We start from the raw sequence: 10,912 nt of genomic DNA, 5'->3' as shown, positions 1-10,912 counted from the left end.
GTGGTGGGGCGGTGGTGGCGAGCGGGGCCTCGACCCGGAACCGGCCGAGGCTGGTCTTTCGGATGATCTCGGCGCGCGCAAGGTAGGTCTTGCCTGGTGTCTGCAGCCCTGCGACCCAGCGCCAGGAAAGCGTGTTGGAGGCGGGGCAGGCATCCAGCAGGTGGCGGAAGAAATGGGCCGCACCGAGCTGCCAGGGGAGGCGGAGCGTGAAGATCCAGATGCTCGCGAAGCTCATGCGGGCGTGGTTGTGGAGATAGCCGGTTGCGTCAAGCTCTCGGATCCAGAAGTCGAAACAGTCGATTCCGGTCTTGCCCTGCACAGCCTGCGCGAAGCGAGCCGCAAGGCGCGCGTTGCGCGCGAGTTCGCCTTCAAGGCGGCAAAGATCGTCCAAGTAACGCTGCCACAGCGCCGGCCGCATCTCAAGAACCCCTCGCCAGTAGCTCCGCCAGCAGACTTCAGCGACGAACTTCTCGGCTGCCTCGAGGCCGTGGGCGGCAACGGCGGCCTTCGCCACTTCCTCCTCCGTCAGGAGGCGGCGGCGGATCGCGGGCGAAAGCTCCGAGACATGGGTGCGCAGGCCTGGCCCCTCATCGAGATTGCGGCATGCAGCATAGGCGCGGCCAGCGCGGGGCAGGAAGGCCGCAAGGCGGGCAAGCGCATCGGCGCGAGTGGCAGCGAACACGCACTATTGCTAGCGGCTCGGGCACGCCGCTGCCAGCGCGGCAGGGCAACGCGGGTCAGACCGTGAAGCTCTCGCCGCAGCCGCAGCTTCCTTTGGCGTTGGGGTTCTGGAATGTGAAGCCAGCAGAGAAATCATCCTCCCTCCAATCCATCGTCGAGCCGATGAGATAGAGGAGCGAGGCGCCATCGACGAAGAGGGTGCCAGCAGGAGTCGCAATGGCCTCGTCGCCGGGCTTGGGCTCGGTGGCATAGTCGAGCGCATAGGAAAGCCCCGAGCAACCGCGGCGCGGCGTGGAAAGGCGCAGGCCAGCAACCGGCTGGGGGGCGGTTGCGAGCAGGTAGGCAATCCGCGCTTCGGCTGCAGGCGTCAGTGTAAGCGGCGCTGGCCGGGGGCGGGCAGTGGTGGCCATCACAGCATCCCCAGTTCGAGTCGGGCCTCATCCGACATGGAAGACGGGTTCCACGGCGGATCCCAAACGAGATTCACATCGCAGGTGGCAACGCCAGGCACGGCGAGCACGCGCAGTTCGACTTCGGCGGGCATGGACTCAGCGACCGGGCAGTGCGGGGTGGTGAGCGTCATGGTGATGGTGACATGGCCGTCTGCCACCTCGACTGCGTAGATCAGGCCGAGATCGTAGATATTGACCGGGATTTCGGGATCGAAAATGTCACGAAGGGCAGCAATCACGGCTTCGCGCACCGGGTCTTCCGTGGCCGGCGGGTTGGGGGACTGGCCGAGAAAGCCTTCGAGGAAGTCGCGTGGGCGGGGCGCTGCCGGCAACTCTGCTGGCAGCTCGACTTCGAAGTGGCGGACGGGCTGCTGGTCGTGGGTCATCCGAAGATCCTCATGACCCGCTTCACGCCTTCGGCGAGGCGGGCAATGTCTGCGGGTGTGGTGTGGGCCGAGACGCTCGCGCGCGCAGTTGCTGGCACGCCAAGGTGGCGCATCAGCGGCTGGGCGCAATGGTGGCCGGCGCGGATGGCCACTCCGCCTTCGTCCAAGATGGTTGCCACATCGTGGGGATGGACCTCGCCCACGGCAAAGGAGAGGATGCCGGCGGAGTGGCTGGGGCCGAAGATGCGCACGCCAAGGCTCTCGAGTTCGGCCCGGGCAAGCGCGGTGAGCGCGGCCTCATGGGCCTCGATTGCTGCGATCCCGACTTGCTCGACCCAGGAGATGGCAGCCGCAAGGCCAATGGCGCCGACGATGTGCGGGGTGCCCGCCTCGAAGCGGAGCGGCGGTGCCGTGTAGCTCACATGCTCGAAGTGGACCTCCTCGATCATGGCGCCACCGCCCTGCCAGGGAGGCATGGCAGCGAGGATGTCAGCGCGGGCGAAGAGGACGCCGATGCCGGTGGGGCCGTAGAGCTTGTGGCCGGAGAAGACATAGAAGTCGCAATCGAGGGCGGCCATGTCGAGCGCCATGCGGGGTGCCGCCTGGCAGCCATCGACCAGGAGTTTCGCGCCGGCAGCATGGGCGGCAGCGGCGATGCGGGAAACGTCGGCGACCGAGCCGAGCACATTCGAGACATGGGCGATGCTGACGAGCTTCGTTTCTGGCGTGATGCAGGCGATAAGCGCGGCCTCGTCGATCCGGCCGTCTTCGGTCAGCGGGGCGACGTCAATTACAGCGCCAACTCGGTCTGCGAGCATCCGCCAGGGCACAATGTTGGAATGATGCTCGAGGCGGGAGAGGAGGATGCGGTCGCCAGGGCCGATATTGGCTGCACCCCAGCTTTGCGCGACGAGGTTGATCGCTTCCGTTGCGCCGCGCACGAAGACCAGTTCGCCCGCATCGGCGCCAATGAATCGGGCGACGCACGCGCGGGCGTCTTCATAGGCCTCCGTCATGCGCGCCGAGCGGGCATAGACTCCGCGGTGGACGGTCGCGTAATCCTCGCCATAGGCGCGGGCGATGGCCTCGATGACGGCGCGCGGTTTCTGGGCGGTGGCAGCCGCATCGAGATAGGCCCAGGTTTCAGGCACGCCGGGGAACTCGCTGCGCAAGTCAAGGAGGCGCGGCGCGGGTGCCACGGATGCGGCGAGCGGTGCGGCAGCGAGCGGGAGCGCCGTCATGGCCTTGCCTCGGTGCGGCGGGCAAGCCACGCCTGTGTCTCGCAGTCGAGCAAGTCGCGCAGCAGTTCGTCGGGAAGCGCCATGAGCGCATCGGCAACGAAGGCGCGGGTGAGCAAGGCTTCGGCCTCGGCCGGCGGCAGCCCGCGCGTGGCAAGGTAGAAGAGCGCGGCCCGGTCGAGTTCGCCCACCGTGCAGCCGTGGGCGCAGGCGACATCGTCGGCGAAGATCTCAAGCTCCGGCTTCAAGTGCACGACCGCAGAGCGCTTGAGCAGCAGCGCCTTTAGCGACTGTTCGGCATCGGTCTTCTGGGCGTGGCGAGCAACAGCCACGCCGCCTGCGATTGAGGCCTGGGCCGTGCCGCCAGCAACCAGCCGCCAGCGCTGCCGGCTGGATGTGCCAGGCACGCGGTGATGCAGCCTGGTCAGCGCATCGAGTGCGGCTGTGCCATCGCCAAGCAGGATGCCATCGACCTCGGCCCTGGCGCCGGGGCCTTCGAGCAAAACTTCGACTTCGGCGCGCAGCGAGGCGGAAGAGAGGCCAAGCGAGAGATGGACAAGATGGCTGCGCTCACCCATGCGGATGGCAGCGCGGTCGCAGACGAGCCCATGGCCGGCAAGGCTGCGCGAGACTCGGACGAGCTCGGCGCCTGCTGCGAGTTCGGCATCAAAGCGGTGGTTGAGCCAATGGTCCGCGCCTTCATCGGCAAAGCTCTCGACAAGCGTCAGGCGGGCGTTCGCCCCAAGGACGACTCGGGTGACACCGTGGGCAGCGCCGCCGCGGCCGATGTGCAGCAGCTGGACGGTGCCGGCGTCCGCGCCTTCGGCCACTTCGAGCGTGGTGCCAGCGCTGGCGCTCGCCGCAGCAAGATCGGCAAGCGGGTGGCGCGGCAGGCTGCGATCGGGCGCGGGTGCGGCTGCTGGCGCATCGGCTGGCTGGCCGGCAACGAACAGCGACTTCGCACCTGCAAGACGAAGCCAGAGGCCCTCAGTGTCAGGAAGCCTGTCATTGGCAGGCGGCGGCGTGCCGGCAAAAGCCTCGGCATGGCGCAGGTCGGCCCAGCGCCAGGCCTCGTTCCGGCGGGTGGGAAGCTCAGGCCGCATGCCGCGCATAGCCTTCCGACTCCAGCCGCAGTGCCAGCTCGGGGCCGCCGGATTCGACAATCCGCCCGTCGATGAGGACATGGACATGGGTCGGGCGGACATGGTCGAGCAGGCGCTGGTAATGGGTGATGAGGAGAACAGCGCGGTCGGGGCCACGGAAGCGGTTGATGCCGCCAGCAACCACCTTCAACGCATCAATATCAAGGCCGGAGTCGCTTTCGTCCAAAATCGCCAGGCGGGGCTCGAGCATCGCGAGCTGGAAGGCCTCGTTGCGCTTCTTCTCGCCGCCAGAGAAGCCGACATTGACACCGCGCTTCAGCATCTCGAGGTCGAGGCCCAGCGCAGCTGCTTCGGCACGCACGCGCGTCATGAACTGGGCAGCAGAGATTTCCGGCTCGCCGCGCTCCTTGCGCTGGGCGTTCAATGCCGTGCGCAGGAACAGGAGGTTGGAAACACCCGGGATTTCGACCGGATATTGAAAGCCAAGGAAGAGGCCAGCGGCGGCGCGTTCGTGGGGCGCGAGCGCGAAGAGGTCGGTGCCGTCGAAAAGGACCGAGCCTTTGGTCACCTCGAAGCCCTCGCGGCCGGCGAGCACATGGGCAAGAGTCGACTTGCCCGCACCGTTGGGGCCCATGACGGCATGGACCTCGCCAGCGTGAACGGCAAGGGAGAGGCCCTTCAGGATCTCGCGCTCACCAACGCGGACGTGGAGATGGGTGATCTCAAGCATCAGCCAACCGATCCTTCGAGCGAAATGCCCAACAGCTTCTGGGCTTCAACGGCGAATTCCATCGGGAGCGTCTGCAGGACCTCGCGGCAGAAGCCATTGACGATGAGGGCGACGGCCTCTTCTTCAGGGAGGCCGCGGCTCATCGCGTAGAATTTCTGGTCCTCCGAGATCTTGGAGGTGGTCGCCTCATGCTCCACTTGGGCCGAGGGGTTTTTCACCTCGATGTAGGGGATGGTGTGCGCGCCGCAGCGCTCGCCGATCAGGAGCGAGTCGCACTGGGTGAAGTTGCGCGCGCCTTCCGCCGAGGGGCCAATGCGCACCAGGCCGCGGTAGCTGTTGTTGGAGCGGCCGGCGGAGATGCCCTTGGAGATGATGCGCGAGCGGGTGTTCCGCCCGAGGTGGATCATCTTGGTGCCAGTGTCTGCCTGCTGGAAATTGTTGGTGACGGCAACCGAGTAGAATTCGCCGACCGAATCCTCGCCCTGAAGTACGCAAGACGGGTATTTCCAGGTAATGGCAGAACCCGTCTCAACCTGAGTCCAGCTGACCTTGGAGCGCGCACCGCGACAGAGCGCGCGCTTGGTGACGAAATTGTAGATGCCGCCCTTGCCTTCGGCATTGCCAGGATACCAGTTCTGGACAGTTGAATATTTGATCTCGGCGTCAGCTTCGGCGATGAGCTCGACAACAGCAGCATGAAGCTGGTTCTCATCGCGCATGGGGGCAGTGCAGCCCTCGAGATAGGAGACATAAGACCCCTCCTCGGCGATGATGAGCGTGCGTTCGAACTGGCCGGTGTTCTCGGCGTTGATGCGAAAATAGGTGGAAAGCTCCATCGGGCAGCGCACGCCTTTGGGCACAAGGACAAAGGTGCCGTCGGAGAAGACCGCACTGTTGAGACAGGCGAAATAATTGTCGCGCACGGGCACGACCGAGCCAAGATGGCGGCGGACGAGCTCGGGATATTCGCGGATGGCCTCCGAGATGGAGAGGAAGATGACCCCGGCGCGCTTCAGCTCCTCGCGGAAGGTGGTCGCAACCGAGACAGAGTCGAAAACCGCATCGACCGCGACCTTGCGCGCGCCTTCCACGCCGGCGAGGACCTTCTGCTCCTCGAGCGGGATACCAAGCTTCTCATAGGTGCGGCGGATTTCCGGGTCGAGCTCGTCGAGACTTGCGAGCTTCGGCTTCGCCTTGGGTGCTGCGTAATAATAGGCATCCTGGTAGTCGATGGGCGGGATGGAGAGTTTGGCCCACTGCGGCTCCTCCATCGTCTGCCAGATGCGGAAGGCCTTGAGGCGCCACTCCAGCATCCATTCCGGCTCGCCCTTCTTGGCCGAGATGAAGCGGACCGTATCTTCGCTGAGGCCCTTGGGTGCAAACTCTTGCGCAACGTCGGAGGAAAACCCCCACTTGTACGTGGAGAGCGCTTCGACCGCAGCGGCCGCCTCGGGGTTGCGGACGGGATTGCGGACGGCGCCTTCAGTCATGCCGGCACTCCTTCGCTGACCCGCTCGCCAACACCAGCGAGCGTTGCGAGGCTGACCTTGGTGAGGGCGTCGCGGACCGCGCGGTTGACTGGCTCCCAATGCAGGCGCACGGCGCAATGGCTCAAGAGCTCGCAAGTCTCGCGCTGGTCGGTGCAGCAGTGGGTGAGTGCAATCGGCCCGTCGATTGCCTCGACAATGTCGGCAAGGCTGATCTCGGAGGCCGGGCGCGCAAGGGCAAAGCCGCCCGCAACACCCCGGTGGGAGACGAGCAGGCCTGCGCGGGCGAGATGATTCATGAGCTTGGCAACCGTCGGGATCGGGATCGCAGTCAGGCCCGAGACTTGGCTCGCTGCGACGAGGGCGCCCTCGGCGCGTGCGGCAGCCGTCATGATGACGACGCCATAATCAGCGAAATTGGAAAGTCTCAGCATCGTGCCGCCGCTCGCTCTTGTGCCCGCTCATCTCCCGCCCGCCCAGACTGAAGGCCCGGGCGACCAGGGCGCTCAAAATCCGACCTAGGCGCTCAACATTAGAGGTTCGCAGCCAGCCGTCAAGATGCCAGTCGTCGAGATGATTGTTCGCTGCCCGCCGATGCGCCACCATGCGGGCATGGCGTCCGCAGTCCATCCCCATGCCCCACATGCCCACCATCAGTCAGGGCCAGTGGGTGCAGCGCGCTATGGCGCGGCGATCCTCTTCAATGCCGCAATCGTCATCATGCAGGTGGCAGTTGGCCTTGCCATCGGCTCCTCCGCGCTGCTGGCAGATGCCGGGCACAATGCTGGCGATGTTGCAGGTCTCCTCCTGGCAGGCCTTGCCGCGCGCGCAGCGTCACGGCCAGGCGGAGTGCAGCGCACCTTTGGCTGGGGCAAGGCGGGTGTCTTGGCGGCGCTCGCCAATGCCGTGCTGCTGCTTGCGGCGTCTGTGCTGCTCTTGGTCGAGGCCGGGTCAAAACTTCTGGCCGCAGCGCCGGCACCGCCAGGCGGGCCGGTCGTCATTGCCGCGGCAGTTGCGATGGTGGCCAACATCGTCTCGGCGCTGCTGCTCCAGGGTGGTGCAGCGGACTTGAACCGGCGTGCGGCCGTCACCCATCTGCTCGCCGATGCTGGTGTCTCGGCTGCAGTCGTCCTGGCAGGGGTGCTGATTCTGTGGACAGGCGCCTGGTGGGTGGACCCGGCGGCGACGATCCTGGTCGTCGCGGTCATTCTCGTGTCGGCGCTCGCCCTGTTCCGCCGCTCGCTCGACATGGCCCTCGATGCAGCGCCTTCGCATGTGGATGTTGAGGCCGTGCGGCGCTGGCTGCTCACGCTTCCCGGCGTGACAGCTGTGCATGATCTCCACATCTGGCCAATAAGTGCGACCGAGACGGCCGCAATGGCCCATCTCGTCGTGCCGGATGGAGGCGATGATGCCCTTCTCGCAGCAGCCATTGCTGGGCTGGGGGCACAGTTTGGAATTCATCACGCCACCTTGCAGGTGGAGCGGAGCGATCTTGACGGGCCAGCCTGCGGAGCCGGGGCGCTGCCGTGCGACGCCCCGGACTCGCCTAGGCGATCGAGAGGTTGACGGCTGCCTGCTTGCCGCGGTGGTCGGTCTCGAGCTCGAAGCTCACCCGCTGGTTGGGCTCGAGCCCGGTGAGGCCGGCACGCTCAACAGCCGAGATGTGGACGAAGGCGTCAGCTCCGCCATCATCCCGGGCGATGAACCCGAACCCTTTGGCGCCATTGAAGAATTTGACCGTGCCATCATAGCGGACACCGTCCGTCACAGGCTCGGGCCGGGGCCCGCGCGGGCCGCCGCCGAAGCCACCGCGATCAAACCCGCCGGCCCGGTCACCAAAGGCTGGGCGTGGTGGGCGGGGGCCCCGGTTCTGGACTTCCAGTTCCTCGCCAGTCAGTTCAATGTCGCTGGCCGAGATCCGGCCATTGCGCTCGACCAGGTTGAAGCGGATGGTCTGGCCTTCGGCGATATTGTCGCGGCCGATCCGCTCAAGGGCGGAGATGTGGAGAAAGACGTCTTCGCCGCCGTCATCACGCACGACAAAGCCGAACCCCTTTTCGCGGTTGAAGAACTTGACCCTTCCTGAGCCTTCGCCGATGATCTGGGGGGGGGTGCGCGGGCCGCCAAAACGGCCGCCGCTGATGCGGCCGCTGCTGAACCCACCGCTGCTGAAGCCTGTGCGCTCCTCAAAACCGCCGAACCCGCCTGGCGGGCCGAAGCCGCCACCGAAATCATCCCAATGGCCCTTGCGCCGGTCTCCGCCACGTCCGCGACCACCGCGCCTCTTGTCGTCGTAACTCATTTCACACTTTCTCGTGAGCGGCCATCGCCGACCGCGCCTTCACCATGCCTTCCCCATTTGGGGCACCATGCGGGGCGAGGCCGGGGTGCAACCGCGCGGCTCGCCTACCCGCCAGGCTGGCGCGAACTGCACCGCCTGCGGCTTGCGCAAGACAAGACGCACCCCCCGGGCTCGCCGGGGGCAAGGGGAATATCGCCAATCCAGGCATGCGAGAGCCCAATAGAAACCGATCCGCGCCTTGCTTCACACGCTTCTCTACCGCAAAATCGAGCCGTCGGCGAGTAAATTCTCAAGCACGGCGCAGCCAGGCCTGCGGCCTGTCGTCAGTCTCTGGCAGTGCGGCGCTCAGACCAGGCCGGAAGCGGCCGCCCCGCGTGCCAGTCGGCAAGCGGAATTCCAAGGCCTTCCATGTCGCCTCGAGCAGCGCGGGCGGCCTCGGCAGCCTGCACCAGGTCCTGGTCACGGCGGGCCAAGAAGATGACGAGGGCGCTGCCAGTGGCAGCGATCCCGGCAAGGAGCCGGTCGGCCGTCTCAGCGAAGAGGAGGGTGGTGGCCGCAACAGCGAAGGTGAGGAGGACAGCATCACGGAGGGCGCGCCGCCGCAACCGGCGGCGGGCTTCCTGGAGCAGGCGGGCCCGGGGCGCTATGTGGTCAAGGGCACCAGCACCAGGCGCGAGCTGGAGCAGTTCTGCCGGTGCCTCGGCCACCAGTTCGCGTTCGATCCGAAGTTCGCGTTCGATCCGCATGGCGCTTCCCCTCGCGACCCCGAGAGGAAACGGCGGGCCGAGGCGGGACTTTAGCGCTGGTTGCGGCGGCGGGTTTCGGCTTCGGTTGCGGCCATCCGGGCGAGCTGCTCGGGGGTCGCCTCGCGCTGGCGGGCCTTCCACGCGGCATAGGGTTCGCCATAGACGTAGAGGCGGGCGGCCTCGCGGTCGAGCCGGATTCCAGCTTCGGCTGCGGCTTCGGCAAGCCAGTCGGAAAGGCAGTTCCGGCAGAAGCCAGCGTGGCCCATGAGGTCGATGTTGGCGATGTCGTCGCGCAGCCGCAGGTGGGCGAGCAAGCGGCGGAAGGCGCCGGCCTCGACCCGGTCGCGCGTTCTTGCATCCACAAGCGCGAAGGCCGGCTGTGCGGTATCGGACATCCCATTGTCAGGCGGTGCCGTGTCAGGCGGTGCCGTGTCAGGCGGACGTGTCATCGGCTGCTCCCTTGCTTTCCTGGCTGCATTGCAGGCCTTGCCGGGATATGGAGCGCTTGCCGGCTGTCGCAATGGCCGGTGCCAGACTGGGCGCGGAGGCCGACAGGGGGAGATGCACCACCGACCGCCACGGGCGAGGAACGTGAAGGTGTTGGCAACGCTGGGCCCAGCCTCGGCGACGCCGGAACGGATCCTGGCGCTCTATGAGGCCGGAGCGGATGCGTTTCGAATCAACATGAGCCATGGCACGGCCGATGCCCGTGCCAGTCTCATTGCGGCAGTGCGCGGGCTCGAAGGCGAGACCGGGCGACCGATGACGATTCTGGCAGATCTCCAGGGCCCGAAGATCCGGATTGGCCGCTTTGCAAACGGTCCCGTGCAGCTCCTGGCCGGAAGGCGGTTCCGGCTCGATCGCGACCCGGCGCCGGGTACGCCCGAGCGGGTGGAGCTGCCGCATCCCGAGATTCTGGAGGCGATGCGTCCGGGCCACCGCCTGTTGCTGGACGACGGGCGGGTGGTGTTGCAGGTGTTGGCGGTTGGGGATGATCATGCCATCACCGAGGTGGTAACGGCAGGGACACTTTCTGACCGCAAGGGTCTGAACCTGCCCGATACCGTGGTGCCGATGGCAGCGCTTACGCCGAAGGACCGCGAGGATCTCGCGCAAGTGCTCGAGCTCGGCGTGGACTGGGTGGCACTTTCGTTCGTGCAGCGGGCCGAGGATGTGGCAGAGGCGCGCAAGCTCATCGGCGGGCGCGCTGCACTGATGGCAAAAATCGAAAAGCCGCAGGCGCTTGCAGCCATTGACGGGATCATCGAGTTGGCAGATGCCATCATGGTGGCGCGCGGTGACCTTGGCGTCGAGCTCCCCCCTGCGCTGGTGCCGGGGGCACAGAAGCGGCTGGTGGCAGCAGCACGTCGGGCCGGCAAGCCCGTGGTTGTTGCAACGCAGATGCTTGAGTCCATGGTGACAGCGCCGGCGCCGACTCGGGCCGAAGTCTCCGATGTGGCGAATGCCATCTATGATGGCGTCGATGCCGTCATGCTCTCGGCGGAGAGCGCAGCCGGGCAATATCCAGTCGAGGCAGTCGCAATGATGGACTCAATCGCCCGCGAGGTGGAGCGCGACCCGGCCTGGCGCCAGCAGATGAGCTTTGCTGAGACCGAGCCCGAGCCGACCACGGCGGATGCCATCGGGGCGGCAGCGCGGACCATCCAGCAGGTGCTGAACGCGAAGGCGCTCGTGTGCTTCACGCGCTCGGGCTCGACGCCAAGGCGCGTGGCGCGCGAGCGGATCCCGGCCCCCATTCTGGTTCTGACACCGATCCGGGAGAC

General features: G+C 66.5%; 13 protein-coding genes. 2 read left to right on the top strand and 11 right to left on the bottom strand.

The genetic code is table 11. The features are described from left to right. The 8 genes from ACWIQA_RS04510 to ACWIQA_RS04475 form a co-directional block, all read right to left on the bottom strand. On the bottom strand, positions 1-682 hold a 682-nt coding region (locus ACWIQA_RS04510; RefSeq protein ID WP_448581873.1), incomplete at its 3' end, for an FAD-binding domain-containing protein. 55 nt (positions 683-737) lie between these two features. Further along, positions 738-1,091 (bottom strand): HesB/IscA family protein, encoded by a 354-nt coding sequence (locus ACWIQA_RS04505; protein ID WP_448581872.1) that lies wholly within the window; start codon positions 1,089-1,091, stop codon positions 738-740. Further along, positions 1,091-1,519, bottom strand: coding sequence for an SUF system Fe-S cluster assembly protein (locus tag ACWIQA_RS04500; RefSeq protein ID WP_448581871.1), 429 nt, complete (start codon positions 1,517-1,519; stop codon positions 1,091-1,093). The genes ACWIQA_RS04505 and ACWIQA_RS04500 overlap by 1 nt, the downstream gene beginning before the upstream one ends. Beyond that, on the bottom strand, positions 1,516-2,760 hold the full coding sequence (locus tag ACWIQA_RS04495; protein ID WP_448581870.1) for an aminotransferase class V-fold PLP-dependent enzyme: 1,245 nt from the start codon (positions 2,758-2,760) through the stop codon (positions 1,516-1,518). The genes ACWIQA_RS04500 and ACWIQA_RS04495 overlap by 4 nt, the downstream gene beginning before the upstream one ends. After that, the gene (locus ACWIQA_RS04490) at positions 2,757-3,860 is read right to left on the bottom strand and encodes a SufD family Fe-S cluster assembly protein (protein WP_448581869.1); all 1,104 of its coding nucleotides are present in this window, start codon (positions 3,858-3,860) and stop codon (positions 2,757-2,759) included. The genes ACWIQA_RS04495 and ACWIQA_RS04490 overlap by 4 nt, the downstream gene beginning before the upstream one ends. Beyond that, positions 3,850-4,590 (bottom strand): Fe-S cluster assembly ATPase SufC, encoded by a 741-nt coding sequence (gene sufC, locus ACWIQA_RS04485; RefSeq protein ID WP_448581868.1) that lies wholly within the window; start codon positions 4,588-4,590, stop codon positions 3,850-3,852. The genes ACWIQA_RS04490 and sufC overlap by 11 nt, the downstream gene beginning before the upstream one ends. Further along, positions 4,590-6,080 (bottom strand): Fe-S cluster assembly protein SufB, encoded by a 1,491-nt coding sequence (sufB, locus tag ACWIQA_RS04480; protein WP_448581867.1) that lies wholly within the window; start codon positions 6,078-6,080, stop codon positions 4,590-4,592. The genes sufC and sufB overlap by 1 nt, the downstream gene beginning before the upstream one ends. After that, a complete protein-coding gene (locus ACWIQA_RS04475; RefSeq protein WP_448581866.1) occupies positions 6,077-6,511 on the bottom strand; it encodes an SUF system Fe-S cluster assembly regulator in 435 nt (144 codons plus the stop codon). Before ACWIQA_RS04475 ends, sufB begins: the two co-directional genes overlap by 4 nt. Before the next feature lie 160 nt (positions 6,512-6,671). Here ACWIQA_RS04475 and ACWIQA_RS04470 point away from each other — a divergent pair, with 160 nt between their 5' ends. Next, entirely contained in the window at positions 6,672-7,646 is a 975-nt protein-coding gene (locus ACWIQA_RS04470) for a cation diffusion facilitator family transporter (protein ID WP_448581865.1), read from the top strand. Here ACWIQA_RS04470 and ACWIQA_RS04465 read toward each other — a convergent pair. The 3 genes from ACWIQA_RS04465 to ACWIQA_RS04455 form a co-directional block, all read right to left on the bottom strand. Further along, a complete protein-coding gene (locus ACWIQA_RS04465; protein ID WP_448581864.1) occupies positions 7,627-8,382 on the bottom strand; it encodes a cold-shock protein in 756 nt (251 codons plus the stop codon). The two genes, ACWIQA_RS04470 and ACWIQA_RS04465, sit on opposite strands and share 20 nt — an antisense overlap. 323 nt (positions 8,383-8,705) lie before the next feature. Continuing rightward, entirely contained in the window at positions 8,706-9,128 is a 423-nt protein-coding gene (locus ACWIQA_RS04460; protein ID WP_448581863.1) for a hypothetical protein, read from the bottom strand. 50 nt (positions 9,129-9,178) lie between these two features. Next, positions 9,179-9,577 carry a DUF1244 domain-containing protein gene (locus ACWIQA_RS04455; RefSeq protein ID WP_448581862.1) on the bottom strand — a complete coding sequence of 133 codons (399 nt, stop codon included), beginning with the start codon at positions 9,575-9,577 and terminating at the stop codon, positions 9,179-9,181. Positions 9,578-9,689: 112 nt separating this feature from the next. On the opposite strand from ACWIQA_RS04455, the gene pyk reads away from it, so the two are divergent. Then, positions 9,690-10,912, top strand: a 1,223-nt coding sequence (gene pyk / locus ACWIQA_RS04450) for a pyruvate kinase (RefSeq protein ID WP_448581861.1), incomplete at its 3' end; no start/stop codon positions are given.

This window comes from Thermaurantiacus sp. (assembly GCF_053487655.1).
This window is presented reverse-complemented; position numbering and strand designations above follow the sequence as displayed.